Annotated in this window: 19 protein-coding genes; 11 read left to right on the top strand and 8 right to left on the bottom strand. The window is 63.1% G+C overall.

Annotated elements, in window-relative coordinates:
* Positions 1-148 precede the first annotated feature (148 nt).
* The 3 genes from ASD63_RS05285 to ASD63_RS35590 all read right to left on the bottom strand — a co-directional run bounded on the left by ASD63_RS05285 (position 149) and on the right by ASD63_RS35590 (position 2,269).
* Positions 149-1,102, bottom strand: coding sequence for an acetyl-CoA carboxylase carboxyltransferase subunit alpha (locus tag ASD63_RS05285; protein WP_034806530.1), 954 nt, complete (start codon positions 1,100-1,102; stop codon positions 149-151).
* Positions 1,103-1,166: 64 nt separating this feature from the next.
* Complete coding sequence (locus tag ASD63_RS05280; protein ID WP_034806533.1) at positions 1,167-2,123, bottom strand: site-specific tyrosine recombinase XerD; 957 nt, start codon at positions 2,121-2,123, stop codon at positions 1,167-1,169.
* Positions 2,120-2,269, bottom strand: a complete 150-nt coding sequence (locus tag ASD63_RS35590) for a hypothetical protein (protein WP_034806731.1) — start codon at positions 2,267-2,269, stop codon at positions 2,120-2,122. Before ASD63_RS35590 ends, ASD63_RS05280 begins: the two co-directional genes overlap by 4 nt.
* Before the next feature lie 235 nt (positions 2,270-2,504).
* Between ASD63_RS35590 and ASD63_RS05270 the strand changes: the two genes are divergently transcribed.
* From ASD63_RS05270 to ASD63_RS05260, 3 genes are read left to right on the top strand one after another with little or no spacing between them, the layout of a single operon-like run.
* Positions 2,505-3,095, top strand: coding sequence for a shikimate kinase (locus ASD63_RS05270; protein WP_034806536.1), 591 nt, complete (start codon positions 2,505-2,507; stop codon positions 3,093-3,095).
* Positions 3,088-4,221 carry a 3-dehydroquinate synthase gene (gene aroB, locus ASD63_RS05265; protein WP_034806539.1) on the top strand — a complete coding sequence of 378 codons (1,134 nt, stop codon included), beginning with the start codon at positions 3,088-3,090 and terminating at the stop codon, positions 4,219-4,221. Before ASD63_RS05270 ends, aroB begins: the two co-directional genes overlap by 8 nt.
* Complete coding sequence (locus ASD63_RS05260) at positions 4,218-5,525, top strand: HlyC/CorC family transporter (protein WP_034806542.1); 1,308 nt, start codon at positions 4,218-4,220, stop codon at positions 5,523-5,525. Before aroB ends, ASD63_RS05260 begins: the two co-directional genes overlap by 4 nt.
* Before the next feature lie 15 nt (positions 5,526-5,540).
* Here the strand turns inward: ASD63_RS05260 and ASD63_RS05255 are convergent, their stop codons facing one another.
* On the bottom strand, positions 5,541-5,822 hold the full coding sequence (locus tag ASD63_RS05255) for a BolA family transcriptional regulator (RefSeq protein ID WP_034806546.1): 282 nt from the start codon (positions 5,820-5,822) through the stop codon (positions 5,541-5,543).
* Positions 5,823-5,967: 145 nt separating this feature from the next.
* On the opposite strand from ASD63_RS05255, the gene ASD63_RS05250 reads away from it, so the two are divergent.
* The 5 genes from ASD63_RS05250 to ASD63_RS05230 all read left to right on the top strand — a co-directional run bounded on the left by ASD63_RS05250 (position 5,968) and on the right by ASD63_RS05230 (position 11,586).
* On the top strand, positions 5,968-6,603 hold the full coding sequence (locus ASD63_RS05250) for a J domain-containing protein (RefSeq protein ID WP_034806549.1): 636 nt from the start codon (positions 5,968-5,970) through the stop codon (positions 6,601-6,603).
* Between the two features lie 74 nt (positions 6,604-6,677).
* Positions 6,678-7,673 (top strand): cobaltochelatase subunit CobS, encoded by a 996-nt coding sequence (gene cobS, locus ASD63_RS05245; protein ID WP_034806552.1) that lies wholly within the window; start codon positions 6,678-6,680, stop codon positions 7,671-7,673.
* Positions 7,674-7,778: 105 nt separating this feature from the next.
* Entirely contained in the window at positions 7,779-9,674 is a 1,896-nt protein-coding gene (cobT, locus tag ASD63_RS05240; protein WP_034806554.1) for a cobaltochelatase subunit CobT, read from the top strand.
* A 184-nt stretch (positions 9,675-9,858) separates the two neighbouring features.
* Complete coding sequence (locus ASD63_RS05235; protein WP_034806556.1) at positions 9,859-10,863, top strand: esterase-like activity of phytase family protein; 1,005 nt, start codon at positions 9,859-9,861, stop codon at positions 10,861-10,863.
* Between the two features lie 270 nt (positions 10,864-11,133).
* Positions 11,134-11,586, top strand: a complete 453-nt coding sequence (locus tag ASD63_RS05230; RefSeq protein WP_034806561.1) for a GNAT family N-acetyltransferase — start codon at positions 11,134-11,136, stop codon at positions 11,584-11,586.
* Between the two features lie 103 nt (positions 11,587-11,689).
* Here the strand turns inward: ASD63_RS05230 and ASD63_RS05225 are convergent, their stop codons facing one another.
* Positions 11,690-12,331, bottom strand: coding sequence for a VUT family protein (locus ASD63_RS05225; protein ID WP_034806565.1), 642 nt, complete (start codon positions 12,329-12,331; stop codon positions 11,690-11,692).
* A gap of 171 nt (positions 12,332-12,502) precedes the next feature.
* On the bottom strand, positions 12,503-12,793 hold the full coding sequence (gene rpmB / locus ASD63_RS05220) for a 50S ribosomal protein L28 (RefSeq protein WP_034806568.1): 291 nt from the start codon (positions 12,791-12,793) through the stop codon (positions 12,503-12,505).
* Between the two features lie 387 nt (positions 12,794-13,180).
* Between rpmB and ASD63_RS05210 the strand changes: the two genes are divergently transcribed.
* On the top strand, positions 13,181-13,957 hold the full coding sequence (locus ASD63_RS05210) for a DUF3108 domain-containing protein (protein WP_034806574.1): 777 nt from the start codon (positions 13,181-13,183) through the stop codon (positions 13,955-13,957).
* 97 nt (positions 13,958-14,054) lie between these two features.
* Positions 14,055-14,945 carry an EamA family transporter gene (locus ASD63_RS05205; protein ID WP_034806577.1) on the top strand — a complete coding sequence of 297 codons (891 nt, stop codon included), beginning with the start codon at positions 14,055-14,057 and terminating at the stop codon, positions 14,943-14,945.
* A gap of 12 nt (positions 14,946-14,957) precedes the next feature.
* On the opposite strand, the gene ASD63_RS05200 is transcribed toward ASD63_RS05205, so the two are convergent.
* Positions 14,958-15,395 carry a cupin domain-containing protein gene (locus ASD63_RS05200; protein WP_034806580.1) on the bottom strand — a complete coding sequence of 146 codons (438 nt, stop codon included), beginning with the start codon at positions 15,393-15,395 and terminating at the stop codon, positions 14,958-14,960.
* On the bottom strand, positions 15,395-16,165 hold the full coding sequence (gene gloB / locus ASD63_RS05195; RefSeq protein WP_034806583.1) for a hydroxyacylglutathione hydrolase: 771 nt from the start codon (positions 16,163-16,165) through the stop codon (positions 15,395-15,397). The genes ASD63_RS05200 and gloB overlap by 1 nt, the downstream gene beginning before the upstream one ends.
* 81 nt (positions 16,166-16,246) lie before the next feature.
* Between gloB and ASD63_RS05190 the strand changes: the two genes are divergently transcribed.
* Positions 16,247-17,011: a class I SAM-dependent methyltransferase gene (locus ASD63_RS05190; RefSeq protein ID WP_089044490.1), complete on the top strand. Its 765-nt coding sequence runs from the start codon at positions 16,247-16,249 to the stop codon at positions 17,009-17,011.
* Positions 17,012-17,154 lie beyond the last annotated feature (143 nt).

Below are 17,154 nucleotides of genomic sequence, written 5' to 3'. Positions count from 1 at the left end.
TTCATGACCTCATGAATATGGCCAAGATTTGGCCACACTCCGCTTTGCAGTTGCGAAATCCGCTTCCGCAATCGCGGGCCATCAGATCGGGCGAGGGGAAGGTCGTGGGATTTCCACCCCGCTCCCGCTTAAGGACTGCCGATCCGGCTTAGAGGTTACGGCCGATATTCAGATATTTTTGTCGGCGATCGGTGCGCAACTGGTCGCCATCGCGTCCGGAAAGTTCCTTGAGCGCGTCGGCGATCACGGTTCCGGTGCGGCCGATGACCGCGTTCGGGTCGCGGTGCGCGCCGCCGACCGGTTCCTGAATGATGCCGTCGATGACGCCGAGCGCTTTCAGATCCTCGGACGTGATCTTCATGTTGCTGGCCGCTTCCTTGGCGCGGGTGGAATCGCGCCACAGGATAGAGGCTGCACCTTCCGGCGAGATGACGCTGTAGATCGCATGCTCGAGCATGTACACGCGGTTGCCGGTGGCGATCGCAATCGCACCGCCGGAGCCGCCTTCGCCGATGACGACGGTGACGATCGGCACGCGAACGTTGAGGCACATCTCGGTGGAGCGGGCAATCGCTTCCGCCTGGCCGCGCTCTTCGGCGTTAACGCCCGGGTAGGCGCCTGCGGTATCGACCAGCGTGATCAGCGGCAGGCCGAAGCGGTCAGCCATTTCCATGACGCGGATCGCCTTGCGGTAGCCTTCCGGACGGGGGCTGCCGAAATTGTGCTTGATGCGCGACTTGGTGTCGTTGCCCTTTTCCTGGCCGAGAACGGCGACCGGCATGCCGCGGAAGCGCGCAAGGCCGGCCTGGATGGCGTCGTCGTTGGCGAAGTTGCGGTCGCCGGCAAGCGGCGTGAACTCGGTGAAGAGCTCGGCGGCATAATCCAGGAAGTGCGGGCGCGAGGGGTGGCGGGCGACCTGGGTCTTCTGCCACGGCGTCAGCTTCGAATAGATCTCGACCATCGCGTCGCGGACGCGCGTCTCCAGGCGTTCGATCTCATCCGAAGTGTTCACGCTCTCGTCTTCGCCGGCGAGCTTCTTCAATTCGAGAATCTTGCCTTCGAGGTCGGAGATGGGCTTTTCGAAATCGAGATAGTTGTGCATGAGATGCGTTTCCGATCATTTTGCGACAAGGGTCTGCGGGCCGAAACCAGCCTGCCCGGCGGTCCTAATCCTGTTTTTTCGCCTGTTTGGCAAGAGGGTGATGGTTTTGCACCAGGTTGTGCAGCCGTTCTTCCAGAACATGTGTATAGATTTGTGTCGTTGAAATGTCCGAGTGACCGAGCAGTTCCTGCACCGCGCGAAGGTCGGCGCCATTGGCCAGCAGGTGGCTGGCGAAGGCATGTCTAAGCACGTGCGGGGAGATCGTGGCGACGCGAATGCTGGCGCGCGCGGCCAGCGATTTCAGATCGCGGGCAAAAACCTGGCGCGGCAGGAATCCCTGCTTGCCCGAGGAGGGGAAGAGCCACGGGCTCTCTCGGTTGCCACTTTCCTCGCGCGCAATCTCCTCGGCGAGCGCCTCGCCATAGGCCCGCATGGCCCGGATCGCTGCCTGTGATAGCGGAACGAGGCGGTCCTTGTTGCCCTTGCCGCGGATGACGAGGAAGCGGCCGTTCTGGGCGAGCACGCTTGCGGGCAGCGACATGAGTTCGCTGACGCGCATGCCGGTCGCATAGAGCAGTTCGATCAGCGCATGCATGCGCAATTTGGCGAGGTGGTCGGTACCGCCGGCTGCCGCCTCGGTCTCCGCCTGGCCGATCAGGCGCGAGACGTCGTCGACGCTCAGCGTCTTCGGCAGGCTACGTCCCTTCTTCGGCGCGTCGAGGATCCCGGTCGGGTCGTCGCCGCGCATGCCTTCGGCGTAGAGGAATTTGTAGAACTGCCTGAGCGCCGAAAGCCGCCGCGCTTGCGAGGAGGCCTTGAAGCCCTGACCGGCGAGATGGGCGAGATACCCGCGAAGGTCATCTGGTGTCGCCCCGGTCAGCCCGGTTCCGAGCGTGCGCAGATGCGAGGAGGCATCTTCGAGGTCACGCTCGTAGGATTGCAGCGTATTGACCGCTGCACCCCGCTCGGCGCTCATCATTTCGAGGAAAGCCTCGACATGGGCGGCGGAAAGATCGCTCATTGGGTCTTGTTCACCCGTTCGGACGGGATCTTCACGGTGACGTCGCGCTCCGTCGGCTCGACGAAGGTGACGAGAGAGATCATCGTGCCGTACACTATCCCGGCAATTACGGCGCAGAAGAACAGGAACCGGAAGAGGGTCGGCATTTCAATCTCCTCTGCATGTGCCTTTCGATCGAAGCGGACGTAAGGATACATGCAGGCGTTCAAACGGCCAGTGCGTTTCAGGCGCTCGGAATGAGCGCGCGACGCTGTGGCGGGTGCCAGACCTATATGAACGCCGCTTCCGCCGAGTTCAAGAACCGTGAGCGGACGCGAGCGACGACTTGACGCTACACCCCGATTTGTCGATACCGAAAGGGAATGGGGAATAAGAAGTCCAATGAACGACGTGATCGAACCGGTTTCCGCAACGCTTGCCGAGCGGGCGAAGCTTGTACTCGGTAAACGTAATCTCGTGTTCATCGGCCTGATGGGCGCCGGCAAATCGGCAATCGGTCGTTTGACGGCTCAGGCGCTTGGCATTCCCTTCGTCGATTCCGACCATGAGATCGAGCGCGTCTCGCGCATGACGATCAGCGATCTCTTTGCCCGCTATGGCGAAGACGAGTTCCGGGCGCTTGAAACGCGGGTGCTGAAGCGGCTCTTGCGCAGCGGTCCGCGCGTGGTCTCGACCGGCGGCGGCGCCTATATCAACGAGCGCTCGCGCCGCCAGATCAAGAAGGGTGGCCTGACGGTCTGGCTGAACGCCGAGCTCGACGTGCTCTGGGAGCGGGTCAACAAGCGCGACACCCGGCCGCTGCTGAAGACCGAGAACCCGAAGCAGACGCTCGAAAACCTGATGAATGCGCGTTACCCGATCTACGCCGAAGCGGACCTGACGGTGCTGTCGCGCGATGTGAAGAAAGAGACGATGGTCGAGGATGTCCTCACCGCCGTCATCGAGTACCAGGACAAGAAGACCCATGAATAGCCATGCGATGCCTGCAGCCGAACGCAAGGTCCGTGTCGACCTCGGTGACCGTTCTTACGACATCCTGATCGGTCCCGGGCTGATTGCGGCGGCCGGTGAGGAAATCGCCGCCCGCCTCAAGGGGCGCAAGATGGCCGTCATCACCGATGAGAACGTCGCGCCGCGCTACCTTGAGCCGCTCATGGCGAGCCTTGGGGAGTGCGACATCGACGCCGTGTCGCTGGTGCTTCCCGCCGGCGAAAAGACCAAGAGCTTCGAACATCTGATTCCGGTCTGCGAAACGGTGCTTGGCGCCCGGATCGAGCGCAACGATGCGGTGATCGCGCTTGGCGGTGGCGTCATCGGTGACCTCACCGGCTTTGCCGCCGGCATCGTGCGCCGCGGCTCGCGCTTCATCCAGATACCGACCTCGCTCTTGGCGCAGGTGGATTCCTCCGTCGGCGGCAAGACCGGCATCAATTCGCCGCACGGCAAGAACCTGATCGGTGTCTTCCACCAGCCGGATCTGGTGCTGGCGGACACCGACGTGCTCGACACCTTGAGCGAGCGCGAATTCCGCGCCGGTTATGCCGAGGTCGCGAAATACGGGCTGATCGACAAGCCGGACTTCTTTGCCTGGCTCGAAAACAACTGGCAGGCGGTCTTTGCGGGGGGTAGCGCCCGCATTGAGGCGATCGCAGTCAGCTGCCAGGCCAAGGCGGACGTCGTGGCGGCGGACGAACGCGAAAATGGCCTGCGCGCGCTGCTCAATCTCGGCCACACCTTCGGCCATGCACTGGAGGCGGCGACCGAATACGACAGCGCCCGGCTGGTGCACGGTGAGGGCGTTTCGATCGGCATGGTGCTGGCGCATCAGTTCTCGACGCGCATGAACCTTGCGAGCGCCGACGATGCAACCCGTGTCGAGGCGCATCTGAGGGCCGTCGGCCTGCCGACGCGCATGTCGGAAATTCCCGGTACACTGCCTCCGGCAGAACGGCTGATGGACGCGATTGCCCAGGACAAGAAGGTCAAGGGCGGCAAGCTCACCTTCATCCTGACGAAGGGTATTGGCCAGTCCTTCGTCGCTGATGACGTCCCATCCTCCGAGGTTCTGAGCTTCCTGAGGGAAAAGCACCCGCAATGACCGGCGAAGCCTTCATTGCCTTCCTGGCGGAGTACTGGCTGTCGATCCTGTCAGTCTTCTGCCTGCTTGTGCTTTCGGGCTTCTTTTCGGGTTCGGAGACGGCGCTGACCGCCGCGTCGCGCTCGCGTATGCATACGCTGGAAAATAACGGCGAAGAGCGCGCCGGCATCGTCAACCGGCTGATCGAGCGTCGCGACCGGCTGATCGGCGCGCTGCTGATCGGCAACAATCTCGTCAACATTCTTGCCTCGTCACTGACGACGAGCCTGCTGATCGGTCTCTTCGGCGACAGCGGCGTGGCGATCGCCACACTCGCCATGACCGTGCTGCTCGTCATCTTCTCGGAAGTACTGCCGAAGAGCTGGGCGATTGCTTCGCCGGATCGTTTCGCGATTGCCGTGGCACCGCTCGTCCGTCTCTTCGTCGCCGTCGTCGGCCCGGTTTCTAGCCTCGTCAACGGCATCGTCCGGCGCCTGCTTAACATCTTCGGCATCAACCTGGCCTCCGACATGTCTATGCTGTCGGCGCATGAGGAACTGCGCGGCGCCGTGGACCTGCTGCACCGCGAGGGCTCGGTGATCAAGGCCGACCGCGATCGGCTCGGCGGCGTGCTCGATCTTGGCGAGCTTGAAATCTCCGACATCATGATCCACCGCACCAGCATGCGGGCGATCAATGCCGACGAGCCGCCGGAAACCTGCGTCCGCGATATTCTCGAAAGCCCGTTCACGCGGCTGCCGCTCTGGCGCGGGTCGACCGACAACATCATCGGCGTCGTGCATTCCAAGGATTTGCTGAGGGCGCTGGCCGAACCAAATGTCGAGCCGGAAAACCTCGATATCGTCAAGATCGCGCAGAAGCCCTGGTTCGTGCCGGACACGACCAACCTCAAGGATCAACTCAACGCGTTCCTGCGTCGCAAACTGCATCTGGCGATCGTCGTCGACGAGTATGGTCAGGTTCAGGGTCTGGTGACGCTGGAGGACATTCTGGAGGAGATCGTCGGCGATATCGCCGATGAGCACGACCTCGACATTCAGGGCGTGCGCCAGGAAGCCGATGGCTCGATCGTCGTCGATGGCTCGGTGCCGATCCGCGATCTCAACCGCGCGCTCGACTGGTCGCTGCCGGACGAGGAGGCGACGACGGTGGCCGGTCTGGTCATCCACGAGTCCAAGAGCATTCCGGAGGAGCGCCAGGCCTTCACCTTCCACGGCAAACGCTTCATCGTGATGAAGCGGGTGAAGAACCGCATTACCAAGCTGCGCATCCGTCCGGCGGAAGAGGGTGCTCCGCCGGCGTGATGGCCGCGATTGCCTCTACCAGCGGGTCGGCTCGCCGGGGGCTGCCGGCTCGACGGCGAGCGCATGCAGGCCGGCGTCGAGTTCTGGCTTCAGGAGATCATTGATGGCGCGGTGGCGGGCGACACGGCTCATGCCGGCAAAGGCGCTAGAAACGATACGCACCCGCATGTGGGACTCGCCGGTACCATCGAAGCCCGGCTGATGGCCGGTATGCTGATGGCTCTCGTTGATGACCTCGAGCCGTTCAGGGTGGAAGGCCTCGATCAGCTTCTTTTCGATGGTCTCGGTGAGCGACATTCTTCCGTCCCATTTTGCTGTTTGCTTGGCGCCCCCTCGCAGTTAAGAACCCGGTAATCGCTGGCACGGCGGCGCAAAATGCCCGCACAAAGCCAGCAACATTCCGCTTTGTCAATTCTTGTTGTGACTCCCGCCAAACCCCATAATGAGCGCCATGAGACTCGATTCAAAATACTTCGATCGCATTCGAACCCGGCGCAAGGTCGAGCCGCAGGCAGAGCCGGCGGCTCCCGTCTGTCAGTGGGACGGCTGCGATCAGAAGGGTGTGCACCGGGCGCCCGTCGGTCGCAACGCCGAGGGGCAGTACTTCATGTTCTGCTTCGAGCACGTGAAGGAATACAACAAGGGCTACAACTTCTTCTCCGGCCTCTCCGACAGCGAGGTCGCCCGCTACCAGAAGGAAGCGATCACCGGTCATCGGCCCACCTGGACCGTCGGCGTCAACAAGAACGCCAAGAACGGCCCGACCCAGTCGCAGACGCGGTCTGGCTCTGCCGGCGCCCAGGCCCGCATGCGCGATCCCTTCGGCTTTGTCAGCGAGGCGCGGGCGCGATCCGGTCGTCCCGAGCCACGCCAGCGCAAGCTGAAGACGCTCGAGGCGAAGGCCTTCGAAACGCTTGGTCTCGGAGCCTCGGCGACCACTGCCGACATCAAGGCGGCCTACAAGGACCTCGTCAAGAAGCATCACCCCGATGCCAATGGCGGAGATAGAGGATCGGAAGAGCGTTTTCGCGCGGTTATTCAGGCCTACCAATTGTTAAAACAGGCTGGTTTCTGCTAACAACCCGGATTAATACAGAAGCACTTTTGCAGGCGAATGCGCGGGTGCCGTCCGGTGGCCGCTCTGGAGACATGATGAGCAAGATTGACCTCGACATTTCCAACCTCCCCGACACCACGATTTCCGTCCGGGAGGTTTTCGGTATTGATACGGATTTGCGCGTTCCTGCCTATTCGAAGGGCGACGCCTATGTCCCGGATCTGGATCCGGACTACCTCTTCGACCGCGAAACGACGCTCGCCATTCTCGCAGGCTTCGCCCACAACCGACGCGTGATGGTGTCGGGCTATCACGGCACCGGCAAGTCCACCCATATCGAGCAGGTCGCCGCGCGCCTCAACTGGCCGTGCGTGCGCGTCAACCTCGATAGCCATGTCAGCCGTATCGACCTCGTCGGCAAGGACGCGATCGTCGTCAAGGACGGCCTGCAGGTCACCGAATTCAAGGACGGCATCCTGCCCTGGGCCTACCAGCACAATGTCGCGCTCGTCTTCGACGAATACGATGCCGGCCGCCCGGACGTCATGTTCGTCATCCAGCGCGTGCTGGAATCCTCCGGCCGCCTGACGCTGCTCGACCAGAGCCGTGTCATCCGTCCGCACCCGGCCTTCCGCCTGTTTGCGACCGCCAACACCGTCGGCCTCGGCGACACGACCGGCCTCTATCACGGCACGCAGCAGATCAACCAGGCGCAGATGGACCGCTGGTCGATCGTCACCACGCTGAACTACCTGCCGCACGACAAGGAAGTCGACATCGTCGCCGCCAAGGTCAAGGGCTTCACCGCCGACAAGGGCCGCGAGACCGTCTCCAAGATGGTACGTGTCGCCGACCTCACGCGCGCAGCCTTCATCAATGGCGATCTCTCGACTGTCATGAGCCCGCGTACGGTCATCACCTGGGCCGAGAACGCCCACATCTTCGGCGACATCGCTTTCGCCTTCCGCGTGACCTTCCTCAACAAGTGCGACGAGCTGGAGCGGGCGCTGGTCGCCGAGCACTACCAGCGCGCCTTCGGCATCGAGCTGAAGGAAAGCGCTGCCAACATCGTGCTCGAAGCCACCGCCTGATCCCACGGCCTGCCGTCCCCTTTGGGAGGGCGGGTCATGACGCTGTGGCAAACCGGATGACGCCCCACTGGGGCGCCGTCGCCTCTGGCTGAAGAAGGAACTGTCGTGAGCTCGAATTCGAAGGCAAAGCCAACCACGCGCGAGAATGCTGCGGAACCGTTCAAGCGGGCGCTTTCCGGCTGCATCCGATCGATCGCGGGCGATGCCGAGGTGGAAGTCGCCTTCGCCAACGAGCGGCCGGGCATGACCGGCGAACGCATCCGTCTGCCGGAACTTTCCAAGCGCCCGACCCTGCAGGAACTTGCCGTGACCCGCGGGCTCGGTGACAGCATGGCGCTGCGCAAGGCCTGTCACGATGCGCGGATCCACGCGACCATGTCGCCGCAAGGGGCGGACGCCCGCGCGATCTTCGATGCGGTGGAGCAGGCTCGTGTCGAGGCGATCGGGTCGTTGCGCATGGCGGGTGTCGCCAAGAACCTCAACGTCATGCTCGAAGAGAAATACGCCAAGGCGAATTTCGCAACGATCGAGCGCCAGGCGGACGCGCCGCTCGGCGAGGCCGTAGCGCTGCTGGTGCGCGAGAAGCTGACGGGCCAGAAGCCGCCGGCGTCTGCCGGCAAGGTGCTCGACCTCTGGCGCGAGTTCATCGAGGGCAAGGCTGCCGGCGACATTGAGCACCTGTCGTCGACGATCAACAACCAGCAGGCCTTTGCCCGGGTCGTTCGCGACATGCTGACCTCGATGGAAGTCGCCGAGAAATACGGTGACGACGACAACGAGCCGGACGAGCAGGAAAGCGAGACCGACGAAGACCAGCCGCGCAGCCAGGAGCAGGACGAGAACGCCAGCGACGAGGAAGCCGGCGACGATGCCGCACCCGCCGACGAGAACCAGGCTGCCGAAGAGCAGATGGAAGAAGGCGAGATGGACGGCGCGGAGATCTCCGACGACGATCTCCAGGACGAAGGCGACGAGGACAGCGAAACGCCCGGCGAGGTCAAGCGTCCGAACCAGCCCTTCGCCGACTTCAACGAGAAGGTCGACTACGCCGTCTTCACCCGCGAGTTCGACGAGACGATTGCCTCGGAAGAGCTTTGCGACGAGGCCGAGCTCGACCGGCTGCGCGCCTTCCTCGACAAGCAGCTTGCCCATCTTCAAGGCGCGGTCGGCCGCCTTGCCAACCGGCTGCAGCGCCGCCTGATGGCGCAGCAGAACCGCTCCTGGGAGTTCGATCTCGAAGAGGGGTATCTCGATTCGGCGCGGCTTCAGCGCATCATCATCGATCCGATGCAGCCGCTTTCCTTCAAGCGCGAAAAGGACACCAACTTCCGCGATACCGTCGTGACGCTGCTGATCGACAATTCCGGCTCGATGCGCGGCCGTCCGATCACGGTTGCCGCCACCTGCGCCGATATCCTGGCGCGCACGCTCGAGCGCTGCGGCGTCAAGGTCGAGATCCTCGGTTTTACCACCAAGGCGTGGAAGGGTGGGCAGTCACGCGAGAAGTGGCTGGCCGGCGGCAAGCCACAGGCCCCGGGTCGCCTCAACGACCTGCGACACATCGTCTACAAGTCTGCCGACGCTCCGTGGCGCCGGGCACGACGCAATCTCGGCCTGATGATGCGGGAAGGCCTGCTCAAGGAAAACATCGACGGCGAGGCGTTGATTTGGGCGCATGAGCGGCTGATGGCGCGGCGCGAACAGCGGCGCATCCTGATGATGATTTCGGACGGCGCGCCGGTCGACGACTCGACGCTGTCGGTCAATCCAGGAAACTATCTGGAGCGTCACCTGCGCGCGGTCATCGAGCAGATCGAAACGCGCTCGCCGGTGGAACTGCTGGCGATCGGTATCGGCCACGACGTGACGCGCTACTATCGCCGTGCCGTCACCATCGTCGATGCCGATGAGCTTGCCGGCGCGATGACCGAACAGCTGGCCGCACTCTTCGAGGACGAAAGCCAGCGCCGCGGTTCTTCGCGTCTTCGCCGCGCCGGGTGATGCTTCCCCCTTGGGGGCGGTGGAACATCGCCTCCGAGCTGCCAATCGGCACCTGCACGCATCGCTGGCGGCCGAAGTCAATTTACGGACATAGTTTTACAGTCTACCAAGCTACCATGCGTGGCGGGCTCACTTTGAGCGCACGCCGCGTCATTCCCGATGCCCCCTGAAGGTACTTCTCTTGATGCTTGGCCGCGGTCTCCTAGCCCTTTTCCTCCTGGCTTCGGCCTGCCCGGCATGGTCCGCTTCCGATAGCGAAGACCTGCCGATCCGCAGCCGCCAGATCAGTAATTTCGCTGTGGGTTCCAGCGCCACACGGTTTGGCGCCCTGGAGTTTCTCGGTGGTCTGGAGATGACCTCGTCAAATCCGCTGTTCGGCGCGGTTTCGGCAATCCGCTTTCGTCCTGACGGCAGCTCTTTCGTCGCCGTCATGGATACCGGCCACTGGCTGGAAGGTGCGGTAACCCGCGACGAGCAGGGTCGGCTTTCCGGTATCACCAACCTGACCGCCACGCCGATGGCGGATCGTAACGGTGATGTCGGCCTGGCGAAATGGAAGGTGGATTCCGAAGGGCTTGCCCTTCGAGAAGGCCAGGCGATCGTCAGTTACGAGCAGGCCCATCGCATCGACATCTATCCGGATCCGGGTTTTGCCGGCTCGAAGCCGATCGGAAGCCTGGCATTGCCGTTTCCGATCAGCGAGCTGCGCAGCAACGCCGGCATTGAGACGATCGCGGTCTCGCCGAAGGACAGCCCCCTCGCGGGCGCCATGATCGCCATTGCCGAACGCAGCGTCGACAAGGCGGACAATCTTTTGGCCGGTATCCTCGACGGGCCACAGCGCGGCGCATTCAGCGTCGTGCGCAAGGATCCCTATGCGGCAACCGATGGCGCCTTCCTGCCGAACGGCGACCTCTTGCTGCTGGAGCGACGTTTCTCCTTCGGCTCGGGTCTCGGCATGCAGATCCGTCGGGTCCCAGGCGATAAGATCAAGCCCGGCGCGGTCGTCGACGGCGAAGTCCTCTTCGAAGCGGACATGGGCTACCAGATCGACAACATGGAAGGCCTCGACGTCGTCGTGCGTCCCGACGGCGACGTGCGGGTCATCGTCGTCTCCGACGACAACCATTCGATCCTCGAGCGCAACCTGATGCTGGAGTTCCGGCTCAACACCGCGCTGACACAGTAAGCCAGCCAACTCCTGAACAGTGCGATCCGCCCGATCGTGTGGAGATCCGGCCAAGAGCCGGTGAAGGATCGAGCCGTCTCGCTCGGCGCGGCTGCGCAGAGGCCCGAACAAGCCCGTCCGATGCTTGACGGTGTCCCGGCAAAGGCCTATTGGCCGATTGTCCGTTGAAGGAGATTTATGCGCAGAGGCTGAAAATTTACCCGCATTCGCGGTTGTTCAAGGCGCCGAACAGGCGTCCCTCTTGACGCATATCTATTGAACGGAAAAACCATGAAAAAAATGGATTTGATGATCCGCGCCTATCGTGCTGCGGATTTGGAAGAACTGTCGGCCATCTGGTTCGAGGCCTCGATAACGGCGCACGCTTTTGTCGGCGAGGCGCGGTTGCGTGAACAGCGCCTGTTGATCGAGACCGTCTATCTGCCGAACGCGGAGACTTGGGTCGCCATCCGGGACGGCGAACCGGCCGGGTTCGTCAGCTTGCTCGACGATTTCATCGGCGGGCTGTTTGTCTCGCCGCGACACCAGGGTGCCGGCATCGGCCGCTTGTTGGTTTCGCATGCCCTGCAGCTGAAGGGGCAGCTCCGCTTGGAGGTCTACACCGCCAATTCGCAGGCCTATGCCTTCTACGAGAACCTCGGCTTTGAAGAACAGTCCCGGCGGTCGGAAGACGACGAAGGGCTGCCATTCGAAAACGCTCAGATGCTTTTGAAGCAGCGCTAGAAGGTGAGGCGCGGGGAAGGGCGGCTGCTGCTCTTCCCCGCGCCTTGCAATCGACGCCCGGTCGCCGCTTCGGCGCGGGCCGAGGCGTGCCGGCAGGCGGCCCTTAGGCCGCCTGCTTTTCCGCAGCGGGCATGGGCTTCACGATGCTCATCAGCGCGCCATAGGGGAGCAGCATGACGAGGCCGCAGAGGATCTTCACGCTCAAGTCACCGACCGCCCAGGAGATCCAGCGCGGTGCTTCAGCCGCAAGTACGCCGAGGAGCGGTGCGGTTTCCAGCGCAAAGCTGTCGTTCGGGCCGAAGAACACGAAGAACGGTGCGAACGCAAAGGAGAAGAACATTGCGGTATCGAGCGCCGAGCCGATCAGCGAGCCTGCGAGCGGCGCATGCCACCAGCTCTGACGGCGGAGCCGGTTGAACACCGATATGTCCAGGAGTTGACCGAACAGGAAGGCCGAGCCCGACGCGATAGCGATGCGCGGCGTGGCGGCGACGATGGAGAGCAGAATGGCGACGATGAAGCCTGCGACTACCACGCGACGCGCGATGCGCGGCCCGAACTGGCGGTTGGTAAGGTCGGTCACCAGGAAGGCGAAGGGATAGCTGAAGGCGCCCCAGGTGAGGAGATCGCCGAGCTGCATACCGGCAATCGAGCCCGGTAGCGGAAACTGAACGAGGATGTTCGAGGCGACGACCACGAGGGTCATCAGCGCGACATAGACGAAGAAAGTGCGGTTGATCAGCATTTTTTTATCCTGGGGTATGCCACCAGCTAGAGGGATGAAAGCAGGGCAGTGCACCCGGCCGATGAAGGCAAAAGCGCGTATCGGTTAAGAAACGTGCGCACGAGAAAAAGGCTTGCCGGATGAACCCGCAAGCCTTTTAAACGCGTGTCAAAGACGGTGCGCTGGCGCCGATTAGGCGGCTTCAGCAACCTTCTTGACGATCTGGCGACGCAGCAGGCGAGCGCGCATGCTCAGCTCGTTCTCGTCCGACTTCAGCAGGAAGGCGTCGAGGCCGCCACGGTGTTCAACCGAGCGGAGAGCAGCTGCGGAAACGCGCAGGCGGTAGCGCTGGCCGAGAGCATCGGAAATCAGCGTGACGTTGCACAGGTTCGGAAGGAACCGGCGCTTGGTCTTGTTGTTGGCGTGGCTTACATTGTTGCCCGACTGGACGCCCTTGCCGGTCAATTCGCAACTACGGGACATGGTACACCTATTCTCTTTATCGCCGCCGGACAATGCGGTAGCGGGCCCAGAGCCCAGGCCGCGTTCCTAGGCCATTATTGGAAAGTCGCGGTTCTATAGTCAGAGACGGCCCGCCCGTCAAGCCAAACCTCTTGCATTCTCGGAAAACCGCGGTTTTTCCCGGCCGATCTGCCCATGCGAAGCGCTATCCGGGCAACAATAATGGTGCGTGAGACCCATTCCAAGCGGTTTTGCTATGCGCTATTTCTTGACCGAGGACACACGACGGTTTGGTTCCGTGATTGGACCGACCGCGTAGCCGGCGACAGCGAAATGGCGCAGAAAAGCCGTAAACACCCTGCATTTCAGGGTATTGCGGCGATGTTCAAGTGATGGATTCCTAAAGGCATGAAGTTGCGAAATGGCTTTCGCGGGGCAATGCTGCTTTCGGCGGTCTTGTTTTCCACAGCATCATCGGCCGCCGATGCCGAGCATCTGACGGATTACAGCATCTCGCTGTCCGGTCTGCCGGTGGCGCGCGCCTCATTCCACACCGAGGTTCAGAAGAATCGCTACACGATATCGGGGACGCTGAAATCGGCGGGCCTGCTCGATATCCTCAGCCGCACGTCGGGCCAGACACAGGTTTCCGGCGTTGTCGACAAGGATTACCTGCGCGCGTCGCAATATTCGATGTCCTATCGCAGTGGCTCGAAGAGCCGGGCGATCAGCGTTACCTACCGCAACGGCAATGTCGTGCATGCGAGCATGACGCCGAAGCGCACGCCTTTGCCGAAGAACTGGGTGCCGGTCACCTCGCGCGACATGCGCAACGTTCTCGATCCGCTTTCGGGGCTGATCATTCCGGCGCAAGCGCGCGTCTGCCCCAACACCCTGCCGATTTTCGACGGCGAGTCGCGGCTCGACATCAAGCTTTCGCCGAAGGGCACCAGGCCTTTCAAGACGAAGGGCTTCGAAGGCGAGGTGATCGTCTGCGGCATCCGCTTCGTGCCGAAGGCCGGCTACAAGAAGGGCCGCGAGGACGTCGAATATCTGCGGCGACTGCAGACGATGGAAATCTGGTTCGCCAAGGCTGAGACCATGAATGTCTATGCCCCCGTCTATGTCCGCATCCCCACCAAGCTCGGGCCGGTCACGGTCTCGGCGACGCGATTTGGTGGTTGACGCGCGATCGCGTGCAACTAAAAGGTTAAATACCAGCAAGCACCGTGATTTTGACGGCGCAGGTTTCCGTTGAGAGAAATCGCGCCCGGGGACGACTATGAAACTCAAGGCAACTCTGATCGGTTTTTCGGCCATCCTGATGTGGTCGCTGCTCGCGCTGTTCACGGCGGCATCGGGCAAGATGCCGCCGTTCCAGCTTTCGGCAATCTGTTTCCTGATCGGCAGCCTGCCCGGCCTTGCGGTGCTTGTGGCAAAACCGGAGCGCCTGGCGCTGCTCAAGCAGCCGGCGAAGGTCTGGATCACGGGCATTGCCGGCCTCTTCGGCTATCACTTCCTCTACTTCACGGCGCTGCGCAATGCGCCGGCGGTGGAGGCCGGGCTGATCGCCTATCTCTGGCCGCTCTTGATCGTTGTCGGTTCGGCACTGCTGCCGGGGGAGCGGCTGCGCTGGTATCACATCGCCGGCGCGCTTGCGGGCCTCGTCGGCACGATCCTGATCGTCGCGCGCAACGGCGTCGCCTTCGACGGTGCCTATCTCATCGGCTATGGCGCGGCCTTCCTCTGCGCCTTTACCTGGTCGGGTTATTCGCTGATCACACGCCGCTTCGAGGCGGTTTCGACCGATGTGGTCACCGGCTTCTGCCTTGCCACCTCGATCCTGTCCTTCGTCTGCCATCTCGCGCTCGAAACGACGGTCTGGCCGGCGACGACCTTCGAGTGGCTGGCGGTCGCGGGCCTCGGCCTCTTGCCGGTGGGGGCGGCCTTCTATGCCTGGGACTTCGGGGTGAAGAACGGCGACATCCAGCTTCTCGGCGTTTCGAGCTATGCAGCACCGGTGCTCTCGACGCTGATCCTGATCCTCTTCGGCTTTGCCGAGCCATCCTGGCGCATAGCGCTTGCCTGCCTGTTCGTCACCGGCGGGGCGGTGCTCGCCGCCCAGGATCTGATCTTGCGCAAGGATGCCGCGGCCACCCAGCCGGCGGAGTAGTCCGAAAGATCGCTATCGGGTCGGCGGCTGCCAGTCGGGGGCTGCCATCTCGAAGGCGGCAAAATCGAAGGCCGGCGCGACCGTGCAGCCAACCAGCGTCCAATCGCCGAGGGAGGCAGCCGACTGCCACCAGTTGGCCGGCACCACGCCCTGCGGGCGCTCACCGTCCCGGATGTCGGGCCCAAGCCGCAACGTCTCGGGGGGCTTCCCGTCCTCGGCAATGCTGAGTTCGAGCGGCGCGCCGGCGTGGTAGTGCCAGATCTCGACGGCGTCGCGGACCCGGTGCCAGTGCGAACGGTCGCCACGCTCAAGCAGATAATAGATCGCCGTCGAATGGCCCCGCGGGCCGCCGGCCGTGTCACGGAAGGTCTCGATGTACCAGCCGCCCTCCGGATGGCGTGTGAGGCCGAGCGCCTCGATGACCTCTTCCGCCGTCTGTGCTTCAGCCATCAGAAGTTATCCTTCCGCTTGCGGATTTCCGCAAAGACCGCGGCATCGTCGGCATCTCGCAGGCCGAGATGGGCGCGAATGCCGGGATCGGCGGCGCGCAGGAACGGGTTCGTGCGCTTCTCCAGGCCGATTGTCGTCGGCGCGGTGAAGCCGCCGTCGCAGCGGATTTCCTCGATCTCGGCAGCGCGTGCCTTGAGTTCGGCATTGTCGGGATCGACGGTGACCGCGAAGCGGGCATTGGAGAGCGTGTATTCGTGGCCGAAATAGACGGTCGTGTCGTCCGGCAAGGCCATCAGCCGGCTGAGAGACTGCCACATGGTCGCCGGCGTCCCCTCGAACAGACGGCCGCAGCCGAGCGCAAAAAGCGTGTCGGCGGCAAAGAGCAGCTTGTCCTGTGGAAAATGGAAGCAGATATGGCCGGCGGTATGGCCGGGTGTTTCGATCACCTCGACGTTGCGGCCCGCAAACTCGAAGCGTTCGCCATGACGCACCGTCTTGTCGAGGCCCGGAATTTTCGCGGCCTCGTTGAACGGACCGATGATGATGGCGCCGAAGCGGGCTTTCAACGCGTCATTGGCCGCGACGTGGTCGCCATGATGGTGCGTCGTGAGAATATGGGTGAGCGTCCAGCCGCGGCGTTCCAGCGCCTCCAGGATTGGCGCCTCCTCGGGCGCGTCGATCGAGGCGGTCAGGCCGCTTTCGGGGTCGTGGATCAGCACGCCGAAATTGTCGGTGCGGCAGAGGAAAAGATCGAGTTCGAGCGCGGCCATGGCAGGTCCTCCGGTCAGGAGAGGGGAGATGCTGCCGAATGTAGCGAGCCTTACCTTGAAGTCTACCGCTTCGAAGCTAACATGTTGCGAATGCATACCGATATTGTCGACCTTCGCGAATTCTATCACTCCGAGCTTGGCCGGATGGCGGAGCAATCCGTCACCATGGCGCTTTCGTCCGTCTGGGCGCGGCTGCCGGACGAGCGGCTGGTCGGCCTCGGCTATGCCGTTCCCTATCTCGAGCGGTTCCGCAAGGACACGGAGCGCACCTTCGCCTTCATGCCTGCGGGCCAGGGCGCGGTGAACTGGCCGGTTGCCGAGCTTTCCTCGACGGCGCTGGTGTTCGACGAGGAATTGCCGCTGCCGGACGCATCGATCGACCGGGTGCTGATGGTGCATTCGCTGGAATTTGCCGAAAGTCCGCGCGAGACGATGAAGGAGATCTGGCGGGTGCTGGCGCCGGGCGGGCGGCTCGTGATCGTCGTGCCCAATCGACGCGGCGTCTGGGCGCGCATGGAGCATACGCCCTTCGGCTCCGGCCGACCCTATTCGCGCGGGCAGCTGACGGCGCTGTTGCGCGAGACCAACTTCACGCCGGGGGCTACGGCCGACGCGCTGTTCTTCCCGCCGTCGAAGCTCCGGGCGATCCTGCGGCTGCGCCGAGGCTTTGAGCGGCTCGGCCGCTGGCTCTGGCCAGTGTTCTCAGGCGTCATCGTCGTCGAGGCGCAGAAGCGGCTTTACCAGGGGCTACCGGTCGCAGCGCGTGCGTCCCGCCGTGTCTTCGTGCCGGTGTTGGCGCCGCAGGGCGTGCCGAGCACACGCGAACGGCCACGCCTCACCCGATAAGGCGCTGCGTACAGGCGGCGGACCCTCGACAAAAGCCGCTTGCGCCGGTAATGGCTTGACCTCTTTTCCTGCCTATAGCGCCCCGCGCCTCCCAAGGCGCGACAAAGGTCGCTGTGGCATTTTGATGGCCATAGAAAGCTGAC

Origin of the sequence: Ensifer sp. Root558, from assembly GCF_001427045.1 — a bacterium.
GTDB classification, from domain to species: domain Bacteria; phylum Pseudomonadota; class Alphaproteobacteria; order Rhizobiales; family Rhizobiaceae; genus Ensifer; species Ensifer adhaerens.
The sequence above is the reverse complement of the archived record's forward strand: the minus strand, read 5'-3'. Positions and strand labels throughout refer to the sequence as shown.